Below are 18,682 nucleotides of genomic sequence, written 5' to 3'. Positions count from 1 at the left end.
GGGGGGGGGGGGGGGGGGGGGGGGGTGGGGTTGGTTGGGGGGGTGGGGGGGGGGGGGGGGGGGGGGGGGTTTGGGGGGCGCGGCGCCGGCCCCCCCCCCCCCCCCCGCCGCGCTGTCGCTCCATCCCGTGAAAACGTCGCCGCCTCACCCCGCGAAGACGCTGTGCACGCCCCACCTCCGGCCTGCGAGACGCCTTCTGGCCGGTTTCGGCCAACCCGCGATGCGGAGACGGGATCTGCGGGAAGGGGTCGTCCGCACCGGCTGAGGACAAGCTTGGGCCGGGGGAGGTGCATCGGTAGTGGCCAACTCCCGATACCGTAGTGTTCACCATGTCATCCCGCCGAACCGCATCGCTGATCACACTGGGCTGCGCGCGCAACGAGGTCGACTCCGAGGAGCTCGCCGCGCGTCTTGAGGCTGCCGGTTGGCAGGTGGGCGACGACGACCCCGACGTCATCGTCGTCAACACCTGCGGCTTCATCGACTCAGCGAAAAAGGACTCCATCGACACGCTGCTCGCCGCGGCCGACTCCGGGGCCAAGGTGGTCGCCGCGGGCTGCATGGCCGAGCGGTACGGCGACCAGCTCGCCGACGCGCTGCCCGAGGCGGCGGCCGTCATCTCCTTCGACGACTACACCCAGATCGGCACGCGCCTGGACGACGTGCTGGCGGGCAAACCGCTCGTCCCGCACAGTCCCCGCGACCGCAGAACCCTGCTGCCTATCTCGCCGGTCGAGCGTGCCGCCGCCCCCAAGACCAACATTCCCGGCCACGGGGAGCTGCCCGAGGGCGTGGCTCCGGCCAGCGGTCCCCGGCCGCTGCGCAAACGCCTGGGCGACGGCCCGGTGGCCTCGCTGAAGCTCGCCTCCGGCTGTGACCGGCGCTGCACGTTCTGCGCCATCCCGGCCTTCCGGGGTGCCTACGTCTCACGCGCCCCGGAGGAGCTCGCCGCCGAGGCCGCGTGGCTCGCCGGCGAGGGCGTCAAGGAGCTCGTGCTGGTCAGCGAGAACTCCACCTCCTACGGCAAGGATCTCGGCGACCTGCGCTCTCTGGAGAAGCTGTTGCCCGCCCTGACCGCGATCGAGGGGATCGAGCGGGTGCGGGTCAGCTACCTGCAGCCCGCGGAGCTCCGCCCCGGCCTGCTGGAGATGATCTCCTCGACCGAGGGCGTGGCCTCCTACTTCGATCTGTCCTTCCAGCACGCCAGCGGCTCGGTGCTGCGCCGGATGCGCCGCTTCGGCGACCCCAGGCGCTTCCTCGACCTGCTGGAGACGATCCGGGGGCTCGCCCCCGAGGCGGGCGTGCGCTCCAACTTCATCGTGGGCTTCCCCGGTGAGACGGAGGAGGAGTTCGGAGAGCTGGTGGCCTTCCTGGAGGAGGCCAGGCTCGACGTGATCGGCGTCTTCGGCTATTCCGACGAGGAGGGCACCGAGGCCGCGTCGCTTCCCGGCAAGCTGGACCAGGAGACCATCGACGCCCGTGTGAGCGCGCTCACCGAGCTGGCCGAGGAGCTCATGGCGCAGCGGGCCGAGGAGCGGATCGGCACGGAGGTGGACGTCCTCATCGAGGAAGACCTCGGTGACGGCGGCTACGAAGGCCGCGCCGCCCATCAGGGACCGGAGGTCGACGGCTCCGTCACGGTCCAGGGCATCGGCCTGGTCCCCGGTCAGATCGTCCGGGCCGTCGTGGTCGACTCCGAGGGAGTCGACCTGATCGCCCGCATCAAGGCCGCCCCATGAGCGCGCCACCTGGTCGGGAGAGCGTATGACCAACACGCCAGAGACCGGCACCAACTCGACCTCGGCAACCACGCGTCCCAAGGTGAGCGTGTGGAACATCGCCAACGTCGTTACGGTGATACGGCTGGCGATGGTTCCCTTCTTCGCGGTGTGCCTCTTCCTGCCGGGCCCCGGCTGGCGGCTCACCGCGCTGGTGGTGTTCCTGGTGGCCTCGCTCACCGACCTGCTCGACGGCGAGCTCGCCCGCCGCTACGGCCTCGTCACCGACTTCGGGAAGATCGCTGATCCGATCGCGGACAAAGCCCTGACCGGCGCCGCGCTGATCAGCCTCTCGATCCTGGACGAGCTGCCGTGGTGGATCACCGTTGTGATCCTCGGCAGGGAGATGGGCGTCACCCTGCTGCGGTTCGCGGTCATCAGGCACGGCGTCATCCCCGCCAGTTACGGCGGCAAGGTGAAGACCGTTCTCCAGATCACCGCGATCGTCTTCTACATGTGGCCGGATGTGCCCGACCTGATCCGCTGGGTCGTCATGGGCGCGGCGGTCATCGTGACCGTGGGGACCGGGGTCGACTACGTGATCCGCGCGATCAAGCTGCGGCGGGTGGCGAAGAGGGCGCGAGCGCAATGAGCCATCGCCTGCTCGCCGCCACCAACGTGCTCTCGCTGCTTGTCCGCAACGGCCAGACGGTGGCGGTGGCCGAGTCGCTGACGGCGGGGCTGATCGGTGCGGCGCTCACCGGCCCCTCCGGGGCGTCGGCGGCCTTCGTCGGCGGTGTCGTCTCCTACGCCACCGAGCTCAAGCACCGCCTGCTGGGCGTCCCCGCGGACCTGCTGGACCGTGAGGGGGCCGTGCACCCTCAGGTCGCCGCGGCGATGGCGAGCGGCGTCCGCAAGCTCACCGGCTCCACGTACGGCCTGGCGGCCACCGGGGTCGCCGGTCCCGATCCGCAGGACGGCAAGCCGGTCGGCACCGTGCATCTGGCTGTTAGCGGTCCTGACGGGCGGGTATGGCACCGAGATCTGCACCTTGCCGGGACGCGCGAGGAGATTCGGCAATCGACGGTGAACGAGGCCGTAGATCTGCTTCAAGGTGTGCTGGAAGCGAACTTAGGGGAACATTCCGGGTGATTACCGCGTTACGTCCCCAGCGAACATGCTCACCACGGTCTGCCGCGGTGTTGGTCGATACAGGTACGGTGGAGATGTGACTGAGGTAAAGGTCAAGCGATGATGACGGCGAGGAGTATGTACGAAGGGTCGCGTTCGAAGAACGGGCGGCACGAACCGATCGCGCGGAGTGTCGTGAAGGCGCCCGCGCCGGGGAGGGAGCGACAGATGGTCCTGCTGCGTCAGCTGCTCGGTGACGTGTTGCGGCGGCTGCGGGTGCGGCAGAGTCGCACCCTGCGAGAGGTGTCCACATTGGCTCGTGTCTCTCTCGGATACCTGTCCGAGGTGGAGCGTGGGCAGAAGGAGGCGTCGTCCGAGCTGCTTGCCTCGATCTGCGGTGCCCTCGGCGTACCGCTTTCACAGGTGCTCCGTGAGGTCTCCGACCAGTTCGCGCTGGCCGAGCTTCAGCACGCCCCGGTGCTTGCCGGCGATGTCCCAGAACGGGAGCGTCTGCCGATTGCCGAGACTGTGCCCGGTGCTATTTCGGACTCCGTGTTTCCCGAGGTCAACGACATGGTCGCCGCCTAGCCGGTCGGTTCTTCCGGCTGGCAGCGACGACACCAGAAGATCAGCCGTTCCTGCGGCTGTGCCCCCATCTCGCCCCGACTGACCCGATGCCCGCAACGTAGGCAAGGCCGTCCCGCCCTGCCGTAGACCCACATGCCCCGGCCTGGGCGAAGGTCGCCCGTCGTCACCCTGTCGACACGTTCTCTGTTGGCGTGCAGCAAGCGCTGCGCGAGCGTCACGATCTTCTCTAAATCCTCGATCGTCCCTACCAGCCGCCACGGCGAGACCCCCGCGAGGAAGAGCGTCTCGGCCCGATAGATGGTGCCGATCCCCGCCAGATTGCGCTGATCGAGCAGCGCCTCCCCGATGGTGAGCGCGGGCCTGCCCGCCAGCCGCCGCACGGCCTCCTCCGGATCCCAGTCCGGCCCCAGCAGGTCGGGCCCGAGATGCCCGACGAGCCGATGCTCCTGTTCGGTGGCGACCAGGTCCACCATGCCGAGTTTCACCCCCACCGCCTGCCAGTCGGCGTTGGCCAGCACGAGGCGGACCACATCGCCCGAGGGTGTCCGGCGCCCGGCGGGTGAGATGTGCCAGCTTCCGTCCATCCGCAGGTGGGTGTGGACGGTCAGACCGCCTTCGATCCGGGTGAGCAGGTGTTTGCCGCGCGAGACGGTCTCCAGCACGTCTCGGCCGGTGAGGTCGGCGGTGGCGTGGCGTGGCACGCGGAAGTCGGATCGGGTCAGGGTGCGGCCGTCTAGCGCCCGGCTGAGCCGTCGCGCGGTGCGGTAGACGACGTCACCCTCGGGCATGGGACTTGCTCAGTCCCAGGCGGCGGGGTCGGCGGCGAGCTGCCGGACCCGCTCGGGGAGCGCACCGGTCGCCACGCTGTCGAGCGTGACCTCCTCCAGGATCGCTCGTTCGCTGGCCCGCAACGCGATCCAGACCTGCTGCAACGCCTCGGCGGGGCCCCGATAGTCGACATGCTCGGGGCGCTCGCCTCGCACGTTGGCCAGCGGGCCGTCCACGGCGCGGATCACATCGGCCAAAGTGATCTCGGTGGCCGGGCGAGCCAGCACGTAGCCGCCCTCGGGGCCACGCTGGCCGCGAACCAGGCCTGCGCGGCGCATCTGGAGGAGGATGTTCTCCAGGTATTTGGGCGGCATGTCCTGCTCTTTGGCCAGCTCACCCACGGTAGTTGGTCCGTCGCCGGCGGCGGCGAGTTCGGCGGCGGCACGCAGGGCATAGTCGACACGAGCGGATAGACGCATGTAATCGATTATCCCGCTTGCCATTGACTACTTAGGCGCCAGGTCTCGAAAGAATCAAACTTGCGTCGGTGACCGTCGGTGACGGCGTGCGCATGTGACGTCCCATCGCCCGGATGGATCGGTCCTCGGGCGCCGAAGTGATACGGAACGTAGCCGAGAGGCTCTCGTGCCGGAGCGGAGAGGTGGTACCGGGCCTATGGATTCCGGCGGGGCAGGGTGACGCGGCGGCGGAGGGATTCGGGGTGCGGGGTATTGCGGCGATCAAGGGGTGGAGCATTGCGGCGATCAAGGAGCGGGGCGAGGGTGTGGGATCGAGGGGCCGGGGCGCAGGAGTGGGATCAAGGGGCGCATGGGGAGCGCCGGGGAGGCGGGAATGCGGATCATGGGTGCGAGGCGGCATGGTGTGGCGGGTGGGCCGCGCGGTGAGGGACTCCGCGGCTCTCACAAGGTCTCGCGAGGGTCTCGCGAGGCTAAACTGTCAGGAAGCTTTGTTAATGATTAAAACCGCTATTCTTGCCGGAATATAAAGGCAACGGGAACGGCGAATAAGAGACCATGCGTATGGAGCGACGTCCTGGCGTGCCCAGGCTGCTGAGGGAGATCAACGACCGGGCCGCCCTGGAGTTGTTGCTCGATTCGGGACCGCTGACGCGGGGGCAGATCGGAGAGCTCACCGGCCTTTCCAAGGTGACGGCGTCGCAGACGCTCGCTCGGCTGGAGGAGCGCGGTCTGGTCGAGGTGGCGGGAGAGCAGGCGGGAGGAAGGGGGCCCAATGCCGCGCTTTATGGCATTATTCCTTCCTTCGCTTATGTGGCGGGCCTGGATGTCGGCCCGGAATTCATCGCCACCGCGATCGCGGATATTCACGGGGAGATCGTGGCCGAGGTCACGGTCGAGCCGAGCGGGCACGATGACCCGGTCGCCCTTGTGCACAGCGGGATCGTCAAGGCGTGCCGGTCGGCCAAGGTCGCGCTCTCGAAACTGCGCGCGGTCGTGATCGGCACCCCGGGGGTGGTCGATCCCCGGACCGGGGACGTGCGGTTCTCCTTCGACCTGCCGGGCTGGCACGAGGGCATTCACGAGGCGCTCGCCCGTGATCTGCGCCGTGACGTCAGGATCGAGAACGACGTGAACCTCGTGGCCGTCGCCGAACGCGCTCAGGGCGCGGCGCGAGACGCCGACGACTTCGTGCTGCTCTGGGTGGGCCGTGGCATCGGCCTCGGCGTCGTGCTCGGCGGCCGGCTGCACCGCGGCCGGTCCGGCAGCGCCGGTGAGATCGGCTACCTGCCGGTGCCCGGCGTGCCGCTGGCCGAGGACGTGCGGGCGGTGCCCGGGCGATTGCCGTCGCTGGCGGGCGGTCTGCAGTCGCTGGTCAGCGCCGAGGCGGTGGTCGAGCTGGCCGGAACGTACGGCTTCGAGGGGCGGAACGCGGCCGAGTGCGTGGCGGCCGCGGTCAAGGCGGGGGAGCGCGGAGGGCCCCTGCTGAACGAGATCGCCGAGCGGCTGGCGCTGGGCGTGGCGTCGGTGTGCGTCGTCCTCGACCCCGGGCTCGTGGTGCTCGCCGGAGAGGTCAGCCGGGTCGGCGGGGACGCGCTCACCTCAAGGATCGAGGAGGCCGTGGCCCGCATCTGCCCGGTTCGCCCGCAGGTGGTGGCCAGCGAGGTAAGCGGAAAGCCGGTGCTGCGCGGCGCCGTCCTCGCCGCCCTCGAACAGGCGCGTGAGGAGATCTTCGCGTCCTGACCGCACAGGACGCGGCCCGCGTCCGACGGAGTCGGAGAGGGCGGAAAGAACAAGCCGGCGACCGGGATCGTCATCATCGTGGAGTCGGCGAAGAACAAGCCGAAGGTACGGCTCGCGCCCGATGGGGCCTGAGAGGGGGCGGGCCGTACCGTGGGGTCAGACGCCGAGCAGTTCTGCGGCGGCCTGGGCGTTGGCGCGGGCGGCACCGTATGTGGCGAGGTAGGTCACACCCTCCGGGCGCCAGATCGGCAGCCCCATCTCGACCACCGTGGTGTCGGGGCGGGCGGCCAGCAGTGCGGAGACCACCGACTGGCTGGTCACGTAGCGATGGGCGTCCTTGACCACGACGACCAGGGAACGGCCGCTGGCACGCTCCAGGATGCCCGGCACGTCCGCCGCCTCCGGCTTGATCCGGACGACCTCCGCCTGGGGCAGCAGGGGCGCGAAGCCCCACGGCACGTCGCCGACCGCGATGGTCGGCGGGGTGTCCACCTCGACCACCAGCGGGTCGACCAGCGGGGACGCCGAACCGGTGAGGCTGACCGCGCGGCGGGCGGCGGTCAGGCCGATCACGCTCTCCTCGGCCTCACCTGTCTGGGGCGTGCAGAACCAGGAACGCAGGCGGGCCACCCGCTCGGCGGCCTCCTCCAGGCGGGTACGCGGCAACCGGCCGTCCCTCACCGCGGCGACGATCTCGGTGACGATCTCGCGGATGTCGTCCTCGGTCGGCAGCGGGCCGAGACAGAGCAGGTCGGCCCCGGCGGCCAGGGACAGCACGGAGCCACCCGCCAGGCCGTAAACATCGGTGACGGCCTTCATGTCGAGGGCGTCGGAGACGATCACTCCGTCGTAGCCCAGTTCGCCGCGGAGCAGACCGGTCAGGGCGGCGGCCGACAGGGTGGCGGGGGTCTTGCCGGTCAGGACCGGAACACGCACGTGCGCGGTCATGATGGATCTGGTCCCGGCGTCGATCGCGGCCTGGAAGGGCACGAGCTCGCGTTCCCTCAGCAGGTCGATGGACGCGTCGACGAGCGGGATCTCCAGATGGGAGTCCTGGTGGGTGGCGCCGTGACCGGGAAAGTGCTTGACGCAGGCGGCCACGCCGGCCGACTGGAGGCCGTGGACGGCGGCGACGGTGTGCCGGGCGACCAGCGCGGCGTCCGGCCCGAACGAGCGGGTGCCGATCACCGGGTTGTCGTCGGCGGTGTTCACGTCGGCGGACGGGGCCATGTCCAGGTTGACGCCGCATCGGGCCAGCTCGTCGCCGATGGACCGGTAGACGCGCCGGGTCAGCTCGACATCGTCGACGGCGCCGAGGGCGGCGTTGCCGGGGTAGGGGCTGCCCACGTGGTAGGCGAGCCGGGTGACGTCGCCGCCCTCCTCGTCCAGTGAGATGACCGGGTCGCCGGCCTCGCGCAGGCGGGTGGTGAGGTCGGACAGCTGAGCGGGGTCGGCGACGTTGAAGCCGAAGAGGGTGACGCCGCCGAGGCCGTTCTCCAGATCCCGAAGGACCCACTCGGGGACGGTCGTGCCCTGGAACGCGGCGAGCAATGTGCCGGCCGCGAGACGACGCAGCCCCTGATCGCCGGAATCCGCGATGAACTCAGACATGGTGGTACCTGCTCCTTACCTGAGGTGGGGTGCCGAATGTGGACAGGACCGGTACGGCCGGAGCCTTGTGGGCGCGCGGCCGTACCGGCACCGGCGGGGTGAGGCGACAACGCGGCGGGGCGCCGTCAGGGCGGCCGCGGCAGGCGGAAGGATCCACGCGGCCGCGGCGGGCGGAAAGATCCACAAAGCGCGCCCTAGCCCTTGACGGCGCCCGCGACGAGGCCGGAGACCATCCGTCGCTGCACCAGGAGGAAGAAGACGACGACCGGGATCGTCATCATCGTGGAGCCGGCCATGATGGCGCCCCAGTCGGTGCCGCGCTGCCCGAAGAAGAACTGCAGCGCGACGGGCATCGTGTAGCCCGAGGAGTCCGACATCAGGATCAGCGCGAAGATCAGCTCGTTCCAGGCGGTGATGAACGAGAAGATGCTCGTCGCCACCAGGCCGGGGGCGACCAGCGGGAACAGGACCTTCCAGAAGGCCGTGAACCGGGTGGCGCCGTCGATCCAGGCGGCCTCCTCCAGCGACGTGGGCACCGCGGCGACGAACGTGCGCAGCATCCAGATGCCGAAGGGGAGGGTCAGGCCGACGTTGATGACGATCAGGCCCAGCAGGTGGTCGTACAGGCCGAGCCTCTTGACGTTGAGGAAGAGCGGGATGAGCAGGGCCTCGCAGGGGATCATCTGGACGATGAGCAGGACGACCAGGAAGCCGGTGCGGCCCCTGAACCTGAACCGGGCGATGGCGGTGGCCGCCAGCAGGGCGAAGGCGGCGCCGATGAGCACGGTGCCCAGGGCGACGATCGCGCTGTTGCGCATGTAGAGCCAGATGGAGTTGCCCGCCACGCCCTCGGTGAGCACCCGGTTCAGGTGGTCGAGGGTGAACTCCGTGGGAAACGGGATGAAGTCCGTCGTGAAGATCTGGTCGTTGGTCTTGAACGAGGTGGAGACCATCCAGTAGACGGGGAACACCGCGAAGAGGAAGACCAGGACTCCGGCCGCGTTGAGCGCGATCTTCCCCAGGCGCCTGCGGGTGATCGGAGCCATCACATCTCCTCCGTCTTCACGATCTGCCGGACGTAGACGGCGGTGACGACGAGCAGAAGCAGCGTCAGGATCACCGCGATCGCCGCGCCGGTGCCCATCTTCGGCGGGCTGCGGAAGGCCTCGGCGAAGGAGAACATCGACAGGTTGAAGGCCTCGCGGTTGGTGGGCCCGTTCATCAGCACGTAGAGCTGGCTGAAGACCTTGAAGTCCCAGATGATGGACAGGATGGTCAGCACCGCGAAGACCGGCTTCAGCAGCGGGAACGTGATCTTCCTGAAGATCCGCCAGGGGGTGGCCCCGTCGACCCTGGCCGCCTCGTAGAGCTCCGCGGGGATGCCCTTGAGACCGGCCAGCACCGACACCGCGATGAACGGGAACGAGGCCCAGACCACGCAGACGATCAGCACGAGATAGACGGTGACCGCGTCGTTGAGCCAGGGCTCGCCGGTCCAGTCGGACCGGCCGAACAGCAGGTCGGACAGCCCGTCGGGAAGCAGGTTGAGCGCCCAGTTGATCACTCCGGCGTCGGCGTCGAAGAGCCAGCGCCAGATGACGCCCTGGGCGACCGGAGGCACCGCCCAGGCGGACATGATGCCGATGACCACCAATGTGGACATCTTCCTGCCGAGCTTGTTGAGCAGTGTGCCGACCGCGGTCCCGAGGACCAGCGTCAGGGTCACCGTGACGACGGCGAACACCACGGTGTTGCGGAGCGAGGACCAGAAGATCTCGCTGCCGAGGATCCTGGTGTAGTTGTCCCATCCGACCCAGTCGGTTGGCCTTCTGCCGTTGATCTGGGCGATCCCCACCTTCTGGAAGGAGATGACGATCATCTGGAACAGCGGGTAGAGCAGCAGCCCCGCGATGACCACGAGGCCGGGTATGAGCAGGAGGTAGGGGATGATCCATGGGCGTAGCCCGCTCGGCCTGGCCGGGCGCGGGTTGTCGTCGCGGCGCCGCCCCGGGGCGGAGGAACGGCCCGCGCCCCGGGAGATCGTAGACGTGTTCGACATGTGACTACTGGTTCAGGATCTCTTCGATTTCCCCGTTGGCCTTGGCCAGGGCTTCGTCAGCGGTGGCCTTGCCCTCGATGACGGATCGCGCGGCGTTCTGCAGCACGGCCTTGGTCTCGTTGGCCTCGGTCCAGTTGGCGTCGGCGGGGAAGGCCTTGGCCTTGGCGAAGGCCGCCGCGAACGGTGCCAGGGCCGGGTCCGAGCTCAGCTTCGCGAGCGCCTCGGGGTAGACCGGCAGCAGGCCGCCCTCGGTGGCGTAGCGGCCCGCCCACTCCTTGTTGGTGGCCAGCTTCAGGTATTCGGCCGCGAGTTCCTTGTTCTTGGTGCTGTCCCATACGGCGATGTCGTTGCCGCCGAAGAAGGACGGGGCCTCGCCGCCGGACTTGGCCGGGAGGGGGAAGAAGGCGAGCTTGTCGGCCTTGAGCTTGCCCTTGCTGTCCACCTCGATGCCGGGCAGGTCCCAGCCGGCGGTCAGATACATGCCGACCTTGTTGTTGGCGAACCGCTTGCGGATGTCCACCGTGTTCTGGGTGAGGCGGGCCTTGCCGGACAGGCCGTCGGTGACGAGGCTCGTGTAGGTGGCGAAACCGGCCTTGAACTTCGGGTCGGTCAGCTTGCCGACCCACTTGTCGCCCTCCTTCACGGCGTATTCGCCGCCCTCGGACCAGGCGAACGCGCCAAGCAGGTGGTTGGCGTCGGAGCCGCCGTTGAAGGCGAAACCGTCGACGTCCTTGCCCTTCTTGTCCTGGATCTTCTTGGCCGCGGCGACCAGCTCGTCCCAGGTCTTGGGAACCTCGATGCCGAGCTCGGAGAACCAGTCCTTGCGGTAGAGCACGGCGCGCGAGCCGGCTCCCCACGGCAGGGCGTAGACCTCGTTGTCGATGGTCTCCAGGCCGAACAGGTTCTTCGGGATCCCGGCCTGGTCCCCGCCGCTCGCGAGTTCGGTGACCGGGGAGAGGGCGTCCTGGCTCTGCCAGAGCGGCACCTGGTCGTTGCCGATCTCGGTGACGTCGGGGCCGGAGCCGCCCGCGGCGGCGGCGGTGAACTTGTCGTTCACCTGCGGCCACGGGATCCACTCAAGCTTGACCTTGGCGCCGGACTCCTTCTCGAAGGCGGCGTTGAGGTCGTCCATGTACTTCTGGGCGGCCGGGTTGCTGTCGCCGAGGCGCCACACGGTCAGGGTCTGACCGGCGAACTTCGGGCCGCCGGCCGCGCTGGAGGCGCCTGCCTGGGGCTCGGCGCTCTTGGCGGGCTCGCTGGCGGAACCACATGCGGCGAGGCCCAGGGCCAGGGCGGCGGTGGTGGCGGTCGTGGCGGCGAACTTCGTGATCTTCACTTCGGGGGTTCTCCTTCCCGGCTTCGCGTCGGGGGTCGCACTTCGGGTGCGGCGCGGTTCCCGCGCCTCGCCGTACCTGGTCGAAGACGCCTCCTCGCGGTCGGCGCTCTGGCATCCCGCGGTCTTCTGTGCGCTTGCCTGCGGGCTGGCAACGGTTAAACTAACAAGAAACTTTCTTAAAAGAAACGACCGTTAGCGGATCGTGACGGGGAGATGATCTTGTCCAGACGTCCGGGGACGCCGCGGCTGCTGCGTCAGCTCAATGACCGCGCGGCGCTGGAGCTTCTGCTGTCCAGCGGCCCGCTCACCCGCGCCGATCTGGGAGAACAGACGGGACTTTCCAAGGTGACCGCAGGTCAGCTGCTCTCCAGGCTGGAAGATCTCGATCTCGTCGCGGTGGTCGGCGAGCAGGCGGGCGGGCGCGGACCCAACGCCGCGCTGTACGGCGTCGTACCGTCGTGCGCGTACGTCGCGGGGCTGGACGTGCTGCCGGACCGGGTCAGCGCCGCGATCGCCGACATCACCGGCGAGGTCGTCGCCGAGGCCTCGGTGGACCCCAACAGCCATGACGATCCCGCCCGGCTCGTGCGCAGCGCCGTCCAGAAAGCCTGCGAGTCGGCGGGCATCACCGTGTCCCGGCTCCGCGCCTTCGTGATCGGCACCCGAGGCGTCGTCGACCCCCGCATCGGCGACGTCCGGTTCTCCTTCGACCTGCCCTCCTGGCACGAGGGCGTGCTCGCCGACCTCCGGCGCGACCTCGACGTCCCGGTGACGATCGAGAACGACGTGAACCTGGCCGCCCTGGCCGAGCGCTCCCACGGCGCGGCCCTGGGCGTGGACGACTTCGTGCTCGTGTGGACCGGGGTCGGCCAGGGCCTCGGGGTCATGCTCGGCGGGCGCCTGCACCGCGGCTTCACCGGAGGCGCCGGAGAGATCGGCTGGCTCCCGGTCCCCGGAGAGCCGCTCCCCACCGACGTGAACGAGCCCCAGTCGGGCTCGTTCCAGCGCCTGGTCGGAGGTGACGCCATCCGCGGCCTCGCGATCGCACACGGTCTCGGTGGCGGCCCGGCGACCTCGGTGAACCCGATGGGCACGGCAGGCCCGGTGGACCTGGCGGGCTCCACGTGCTCCGTGGGCGACTATGTCCGTACGGCCGTCGCCGAGGGCGCGGAGGACTTCCTCGACGAGCTGGCCGGCCGGCTCGCGGTCGGCGTCGCGGCGGTCGCCGTGGTCCTGGACCCCCGGCTGATCGTGCTCAGCGGCGACGTCGGCCGGGCCGGCGGGACCGTGCTCGCGGCCAGGGTCGAGGGGGCGGTGGCCAGGATCTGCCCGAGCCAGCCGAGAGTCGTGGTCTCGGAGGTCAAAGGCAACCCCGTGCTGCGCGGCGCCCTGGTCTCGGCGCTTGAGCAGGCTCGCGAACAGGTGTTCTCCGAAACGGTGTGAGAATTGCCGCTATGCGCGACATCGTTTTGATCTCCGACCCCCGCGTTTCCTCGATCCCCGTCGAGGAATCCGGAGAGGATCTGGTCGACGTCCGGGGGCGGTTGCGGGTGGACGGCCGTATGTCCGATCCCGAGGGGGCGTTCGCCCATCTCCGGGAGGGGCTGCTGACCCGGTTGGAGAGCGCGCAGGCGCAGCTTCCCGAGGGGTACCGCTTGCTGGTCGTGGAGGGTTACCGGCCGCTGGTGACGCAACGGCGGATCTTTGAGGAGTACTCGGCGGAGTTGCGGGTGACATTTCCCGAGATGTCGCCCGAGGAGATCCACGTGGCGGCGAGCCGCTATGTCTCGCCCGTCGAGGTCGCCCCGCACACCGCGGGCGCGGCGGTGGACCTGACCCTGTGCACCGAGGACGGGGCCGAGCTCGACATGGGAACCTCGGTGAACGCCACCCCCGAGCAGAGCGACGGCGCCTGCTACACCGACGCTCCCGGCCTGTCGTCCGAGGCGCGCCATCATCGCAAACTCCTCGGCGGGGTCCTTGACGCGGCCGGTCTGGTCAACTACCCCACCGAGTGGTGGCACTGGTCCTACGGCGACCGCTACTGGGCCATGACCACCGGGGCCGCGTCCGCCCTCTACGGAGCTCGCCCCTTCTGACCCCGTACGGCCCCGCCGAACGCTCCGGGCCTGTCCGATGGATCCTCGCTTGCTGGGCGAAGGATCCACGAACAGGCCCTACCTCTCGATGAGGATGGCGAGGCCGTCGAGCAGTGGCTGGAGGCCGAACTCGAACATCTCATCGAGGACGAGGTCGTAGCCGTCCTTGATGGCCTCGGTGACCTTCGCGAACGTCGGATAGTCACCCGAAGCGGCGATCGCCTCAAGCGCGGGCTCATGGATGTCCATCCACTGCTCCTCCGACAGGCCGGTGGTGGCCTCGGCCTGCGCTTCTCTTTCCAGGTTGACCGCGATGCCCTGGACATAGCTGTAGAGCAGCACGTTCAGGTTGAGCATGGTCGTCGCGTCGAGGCCGTGGCCGTCGAGGGCGCTCAGCGCCCATTCGGCGTGAACCAGCAGGTTGGGCAGGGGCAGCGGGCGGGTGAGCGTGCTCATCTGTGCCAGCCACGGGTGCCTGCGGTACAGCCTCCACAGCGTGCGCGCTCCCAGCTCCAGGCGGGCCCGCCAGCCGGCAGGGGGGTCGGCGGGATAGGACTCCTCGCCGAACGCGGCGTCGGCCATCAGCAGGATGAGGTCATCCTTGCCGTTCACGTAGCGGTAGGGCGACATGGTGGCGACACCCAGGCGGGCCGCGATGCCGCGCATCGACAGCGCTGCCAGCCCTTCGGCGTCGGCGATCTCGATGGCGGCGCGCACGACGCGCTCGCGGGTCAGTTCCTGATCGGGGCCCGGCGTCACGCGGCGCCGGACCCGGGCGGGGCCGGGCTCCGGCGAGGCCACCACGGTGCCGACACGGGGCTGGGCCCGTACGGCCCCTTCCTGACTCAGGATCGCCAGCGCCTTGGTGGCGGTGGCGAGTGCGACGTTCCACTCTTTGGCGATCTGCCGGGTCGAGGGCACCCGGTCGCCCGGTGCCAGCTCGCCGTCCGCGATGCGCCGCCGGATCTCGGCGACGATCCGGAGGTAGGGCGGATCAATTTTCGCGGCCACCGTCGTCTCCTTTTCTTGTACTAGTACAGAGGTTAGCAGGGGTGATGGCGAAACACGTGCTCCTGTTCTAGCGCAGAACAGGATAAAAGTGCACTTGGCGAGACTGAACATACGCTGTACATTCAGCCTGCGTACAACGTATGAAGGAGATCCCATGAAGACTGTGCTCATCTCCGGCGGGAGCATCGCCGGTCCCGTGCTGGCCTACTGGCTGCGCCGGAACGGCTTCACCCCGACCGTGGTCGAGCGGGCCCCCGCCCCGCACAGGGGCGGCCAGGCGATCGACGTCCGCGGCGTCGCGCTTGAGGTCCTTGAGCGGATGGGCCTCCTGGAGGAGGCGCGGAGGATGCGCACGCACATGCGCGGCATGTCGGTGCTCGACGGCGACGGCAACGAGATCCATCGCTCCGAGGAGATGACCTACAGCAGCGGCCGGCTCGACAGCGACGACATCGAGCTGCTGCGCGAGGACCTCACCCGGCTGGTGTACGAGCGGACGCGCGACGACGTCGAATACGTCTTCGACGACTCCATCACCACCCTTGAAGAGGGCGAGTACGGCGTGCGTGTCGAGTTCGAGCGTGGCGAGCCCCGCACCTTCGACCTCGTGGTGGGCGCCGACGGCCTGCACTCCAACGTGCGCAGGCTGACCTTCGGCGAGGAGGGGCAGTTCGTCCACCACCTCGGCACCCACCTGGCGATCTTCAGCATGGAGAACTTCCTGAACCTCGACAACTGGCAGGTCTGGCTCAGGGACGGGAACGCGGGCTACGGCATCTACCCGGCGCGCGACAACACCGAGATCAGGGTCTCGGCGGGCTTCGAGTCCGGGCCGTTCGACTACGACCACCGCGACATCGACCGGCAGAAGGAGATCGTCGCGGAACGCCTCGCAGGACTGCGCTGGGAGACCCCGAGGCTGCTGAAGGGCATGGGGGAGACGCCTGACTTCTACTTCGACGTGATGGCCCAGATCCGCATGGACCACTGGTCGGCGGGCAGGGTGGCGCTGGTCGGAGACGCGGGCTACAGCCCCTCGCCGATGTCCGGCCAGGGCACCAGCCTGGCCCTGGTGGGCGCCTACGTGCTGGCCGGCGAGCTCGGCAAGGCGGGCGGCGACCACCACATCGCGTTCACCCGCTACGAGCAGCGCATGCGCCCGTTCGTCGCGCTCAACCAGGCGCTCGCCACCGAGAACCCCGGCGGGCCGCCCGCCGAGGAGTCGGTCGAGCGGGCCAAGAACGCGATCTCGCTCGACGGCTGAGACGTGTCCGGTAGATCTTGACGGTTGCCCGGTGCGGATACCCGCGTGGGCGGCACCGGCACCACAAGGTCTTGTTCCCGCCGATCACCCGCATGGCCGGCACCACAGAACCTTGCTCCCGCCGATCACCGCAGGCGAGCCGACATCCGTGGCCCGCCGGTGCGGGGCCCGGTCAACGGCGGGCCGGCATCGCGACCTCGCGGCCGAAGCCCACCACCAGCCGGTCATCCGGCGCCACGGCCACCGCGTGGACCGGCAGCGGGAACACCAGCTCCGGCCCGACCTGCTCACCCGTGATCAGGTCATATGTTCGCACCGTTCCGTCGCCGCCGGTGACGGCGCAGGCACGGCCGTCGGCCACCGCCGTCGCCATGCTGCACACCCCGCCGTGGCCGGTCAGGGATTGGCTGATCTGCTCGCCGGTGGCAAGATCCCATATCCGCACCGTGTCGCCGGTTTCGCCGGTTTCTCTGTCGCTGGTGAGCGCGCAGGTGCGGCCGTCGATGACTGCCGTCGCCGGCGCCGTCAACTTGCGGAAACGGCCAGTCCAGGTAAGCCGGAGCCGGGAGTCGAGCAGGGAGCCGGTGGCCCACTCCACGCCCCACCGTATGGCGGGCTCGTCCTGTACCGCCACCGCGGTGATCTGCGCCGACAGCTCCCGGTCCCCGTACCGCGCCGCGTCCAGGGCCAGCACCTGCCGGCGTGTCCCCGCGGTGGCCTCACGGTGCAGGTGCGCCGAGGCCCGGTACACCGCCGCCGCCAGCCGCGCCGCGGGACCCGACGCCGCGTCCAGCAACGCCGTCACCCGACCGGGGGCGGCGTTCACCAGAAAGCTCGGATCGGTCAGCCGCTCATCCGCAAGGGCCGGTTCAGCACGCAGGCCGTCATCGCGCAGATCATCAGACATGACCGGCACGGTAACCACGCCCACCGACGCGAAGGCGCCCACAGACCGCCCCGGCGGCGAATCTCCGTAGGCGTTTACGTAGATGTACATAAGCCGCAAGCCTGGGCAGGCGTGGCATGAGCCTGTCCAGGCTTGCGCTGGGCTCACATCACGCTGGAGGCCGGATGCATGGGGCTCGCAGAAGCCCCGCACGTGATGGCAAGAGGTGATCATCCGTCCTTGCACTCAGAACTGACAACGGTTTCAGTTGCGAGCAGGCGGTCGCGGTTGTCGCGTCGACCACCTTCCGTCTTGAGCTGGTGTTATGCGGGGAATGTAACGATTGCGGGCGCGAGCCGCATCGGGCATTGACGTTACCTGGCCTCGTAATGCAATCATTCTCTGACAACGGTTTCAGTTTGGAGCGTATGTGGTCACCATCCATGACGTAGCCGCTCGCGCGGGGGTGTCTCCCGCCACGGTCTCGCGCTTCCTGCGAGGTCAGCGGGTGCGTTCGTTCGAGGCGATCCAGGCCGCCGTGGACGAACTGGGCTACTGGCCGAGTGCCGCGGCGCAGTCACTGAAGTCGGGGCGCACCCACACGATCGGTGTCGTGGTCCCCGACATCACCAACCCCTACTTCGCCGCGGTGGTCAAGGGGATGGAGTCCGTCACCCGCGAGGAGAGCTACCGCATCCTCCTCGCGAACAGTGACGAGAGCAGCGAGCGGGAGGACGACCTGCTCGCCGACATGGTGCGCAGGGTCGACGGGATCGTCCTGGCCCCCGCCACCGAGCAGGACGAGACCCCGCTGCACGTCCGTGACGCCGACGTGCCGCTGGTGTTCATCGACCGCGACCTGACGGGCGGGGAACACTTCGATGCCGTCCTGGTCAACAACCGCGAGGGCGGCAGACAGGCCGCCGAGCACCTGCTGGGACTCGGCCACACGCGAGTCGCCGCGATCAGCGGCAACCAGGACACGACCCCCGGACGCCTCCGCCGTGAGGGCTTTCTCAACGGGCTCGCCGCGGCGGACGTCGAGATCCCCGCCGAATACGACCTCGTCGGCGACTTCAGGGAGGAGAGCGGCTACCAGCTCACCCTCTCCCTGCTGTCCCTGCCCGAGCCTCCCACCGCCATCTTCACGGCCAACAACCTCATGACCCTGGGCGCGCTCAAGGCCCTGCACGACATGCGGATCGACGTGCCCGGCTATATGAGCCTGATCGGCTTCGACGACCTGGACACCGGACCGCTGCTCAGGCCCCCGCTGACCGTCATCGACCGGCCGATGGCGGAGCAGGGCGTGCTCGCCATGCGGCTGCTCCTGCGCCGGTTGGACCCCGGATACGGCGACGACGACCCCCGGCGCATCGTCCTGGACACCAAGCTGATCGAACGGGCCTCCACCTCCCGGCCGCGCGAGTCCGGCGGTGGATCGACCTCCCCCCGCATGAGAAAGACCCGATCGCGATGAGCGTTGCTACGACCTCGCTCGTGGATGTGGCTTCTTCCAACGCCACGTTGCGAGCCTTCCTCCACGGCCTGCCCGGTGTGGACCGGGTGGGCGCCGACCAGCGGGTGGCGATGCTCGGCACCCGCTCGATCAAGACGACCGCCAAGGATCGGGCGATCGACCTGGCGATCTCGATGGTGGATCTGACCACGCTGGAGGGGGCCGACACGCCGGGCAAGGTGCGGGCGATGTGCGCCAAGGCGAACCAGCCCGATCCGGCTGATCCGTCCGTGCCCAGGGTGGCGGCCGTCTGTGTCTATCCCGATCTGGTCTCCGTCGCGGTCGACGCGCTTCGCGGCTCGGGGGTGAAGGTCGCCTCCGTCGCGACGGCGTTCCCCAGCGGCCGCTCCTCGCTGGAGGTGAAGGTCGCCGACACCGCGTTGGCCGTGGCCGCGGGCGCCGACGAGATCGACATGGTGATCGACCGGGGCGCGTTCCTGGCCGGAGACTACGTCAAGGTATTCCAGGAGATC

The 18,682-nt window shown here is 69.2% G+C and carries 17 protein-coding genes and 1 pseudogene; 10 read left to right on the top strand and 8 right to left on the bottom strand.

Annotated elements, in window-relative coordinates; translation table 11 throughout:
• Positions 1-329: 329 nt before the first annotated feature.
• The 4 genes from rimO (at position 330) to ACFY2X_RS09405 (ending at position 3,437) form a co-directional block, all read left to right on the top strand.
• Positions 330-1,739: a 30S ribosomal protein S12 methylthiotransferase RimO gene (gene rimO, locus ACFY2X_RS09420; protein ID WP_389934857.1), complete on the top strand. Its 1,410-nt coding sequence runs from the start codon at positions 330-332 to the stop codon at positions 1,737-1,739.
• Between the two features lie 25 nt (positions 1,740-1,764).
• Complete coding sequence (gene pgsA / locus ACFY2X_RS09415; RefSeq protein ID WP_389934854.1) at positions 1,765-2,370, top strand: CDP-diacylglycerol--glycerol-3-phosphate 3-phosphatidyltransferase; 606 nt, start codon at positions 1,765-1,767, stop codon at positions 2,368-2,370.
• A complete protein-coding gene (locus ACFY2X_RS09410) occupies positions 2,367-2,870 on the top strand; it encodes a CinA family protein (RefSeq protein ID WP_389934851.1) in 504 nt (167 codons plus the stop codon). Before pgsA ends, ACFY2X_RS09410 begins: the two co-directional genes overlap by 4 nt.
• A 207-nt stretch (positions 2,871-3,077) precedes the next feature.
• A complete protein-coding gene (locus tag ACFY2X_RS09405) occupies positions 3,078-3,437 on the top strand; it encodes a helix-turn-helix domain-containing protein (protein ID WP_389934848.1) in 360 nt (119 codons plus the stop codon).
• Here the strand turns inward: ACFY2X_RS09405 and ACFY2X_RS09400 are convergent.
• Both ACFY2X_RS09400 and ACFY2X_RS09395 read right to left on the bottom strand, forming a co-directional pair.
• Entirely contained in the window at positions 3,434-4,225 is a 792-nt protein-coding gene (locus ACFY2X_RS09400; protein ID WP_389934845.1) for an Fpg/Nei family DNA glycosylase, read from the bottom strand. The genes ACFY2X_RS09405 and ACFY2X_RS09400 overlap by 4 nt on opposite strands.
• A gap of 9 nt (positions 4,226-4,234) precedes the next feature.
• On the bottom strand, positions 4,235-4,684 hold the full coding sequence (locus ACFY2X_RS09395; RefSeq protein ID WP_389934843.1) for an RrF2 family transcriptional regulator: 450 nt from the start codon (positions 4,682-4,684) through the stop codon (positions 4,235-4,237).
• Between the two features lie 561 nt (positions 4,685-5,245).
• Here ACFY2X_RS09395 and ACFY2X_RS09390 point away from each other — a divergent pair.
• Complete coding sequence (locus ACFY2X_RS09390) at positions 5,246-6,424, top strand: ROK family protein (protein ID WP_389934840.1); 1,179 nt, start codon at positions 5,246-5,248, stop codon at positions 6,422-6,424.
• A 156-nt stretch (positions 6,425-6,580) separates the two neighbouring features.
• Here ACFY2X_RS09390 and ACFY2X_RS09385 read toward each other — a convergent pair whose 3' ends face one another.
• The 4 genes from ACFY2X_RS09385 to ACFY2X_RS09370 all read right to left on the bottom strand — a co-directional run bounded on the left by ACFY2X_RS09385 (position 6,581) and on the right by ACFY2X_RS09370 (position 11,430).
• Positions 6,581-8,035, bottom strand: a complete 1,455-nt coding sequence (locus ACFY2X_RS09385; RefSeq protein ID WP_389934838.1) for a glycoside hydrolase family 3 protein — start codon at positions 8,033-8,035, stop codon at positions 6,581-6,583.
• Between the two features lie 194 nt (positions 8,036-8,229).
• Complete coding sequence (locus tag ACFY2X_RS09380; RefSeq protein ID WP_389934835.1) at positions 8,230-9,081, bottom strand: carbohydrate ABC transporter permease; 852 nt, start codon at positions 9,079-9,081, stop codon at positions 8,230-8,232.
• Positions 9,081-10,094, bottom strand: a complete 1,014-nt coding sequence (locus ACFY2X_RS09375) for a carbohydrate ABC transporter permease (RefSeq protein ID WP_389934832.1) — start codon at positions 10,092-10,094, stop codon at positions 9,081-9,083. Before ACFY2X_RS09375 ends, ACFY2X_RS09380 begins: the two co-directional genes overlap by 1 nt.
• Positions 10,095-10,098: 4 nt before the next feature.
• Positions 10,099-11,430: a sugar ABC transporter substrate-binding protein gene (locus ACFY2X_RS09370; protein WP_389934830.1), complete on the bottom strand. Its 1,332-nt coding sequence runs from the start codon at positions 11,428-11,430 to the stop codon at positions 10,099-10,101.
• A gap of 219 nt (positions 11,431-11,649) precedes the next feature.
• On the opposite strand from ACFY2X_RS09370, the gene ACFY2X_RS09365 reads away from it, so the two are divergent.
• Both ACFY2X_RS09365 and ACFY2X_RS09360 read left to right on the top strand, forming a co-directional pair.
• A complete protein-coding gene (locus tag ACFY2X_RS09365) occupies positions 11,650-12,873 on the top strand; it encodes an ROK family protein (protein ID WP_389934827.1) in 1,224 nt (407 codons plus the stop codon).
• 11 nt (positions 12,874-12,884) lie between these two features.
• Positions 12,885-13,529 (top strand): M15 family metallopeptidase, encoded by a 645-nt coding sequence (locus tag ACFY2X_RS09360; protein ID WP_389934824.1) that lies wholly within the window; start codon positions 12,885-12,887, stop codon positions 13,527-13,529.
• Between the two features lie 78 nt (positions 13,530-13,607).
• Here the strand turns inward: ACFY2X_RS09360 and ACFY2X_RS09355 are convergent, their stop codons facing one another.
• Positions 13,608-14,540, bottom strand: coding sequence for a TetR/AcrR family transcriptional regulator C-terminal domain-containing protein (locus ACFY2X_RS09355; protein WP_389934822.1), 933 nt, complete (start codon positions 14,538-14,540; stop codon positions 13,608-13,610).
• A gap of 154 nt (positions 14,541-14,694) precedes the next feature.
• On the opposite strand from ACFY2X_RS09355, the gene ACFY2X_RS09350 reads away from it, so the two are divergent.
• Entirely contained in the window at positions 14,695-15,804 is a 1,110-nt protein-coding gene (locus ACFY2X_RS09350; protein ID WP_389934819.1) for an FAD-dependent monooxygenase, read from the top strand.
• 172 nt (positions 15,805-15,976) lie between these two features.
• Here the strand turns inward: ACFY2X_RS09350 and ACFY2X_RS09345 are convergent, their stop codons facing one another.
• Positions 15,977-16,711 (bottom strand): hypothetical protein, encoded by a 735-nt coding sequence (locus ACFY2X_RS09345; RefSeq protein ID WP_389934816.1) that lies wholly within the window; start codon positions 16,709-16,711, stop codon positions 15,977-15,979.
• 409 nt (positions 16,712-17,120) lie between these two features.
• Here ACFY2X_RS09345 and ACFY2X_RS09340 point away from each other — a divergent pair, with 409 nt between their 5' ends.
• Both ACFY2X_RS09340 and ACFY2X_RS09335 read left to right on the top strand, forming a co-directional pair.
• Entirely contained in the window at positions 17,121-18,170 is a 1,050-nt protein-coding gene (locus ACFY2X_RS09340) for a LacI family DNA-binding transcriptional regulator (RefSeq protein ID WP_389934813.1), read from the top strand.
• A pseudogene (locus ACFY2X_RS09335) lies at positions 18,167-18,682 on the top strand (deoxyribose-phosphate aldolase); the annotation flags it as partial. The gene ACFY2X_RS09340 and the pseudogene ACFY2X_RS09335, both read left to right, overlap by 4 nt.

Source organism: Streptosporangium sp. NPDC000396 (genome assembly GCF_042898655.1).
Lineage (GTDB): Bacteria > Actinomycetota > Actinomycetes > Streptosporangiales > Streptosporangiaceae > Streptosporangium.
This window is presented reverse-complemented; position numbering and strand designations above follow the sequence as displayed.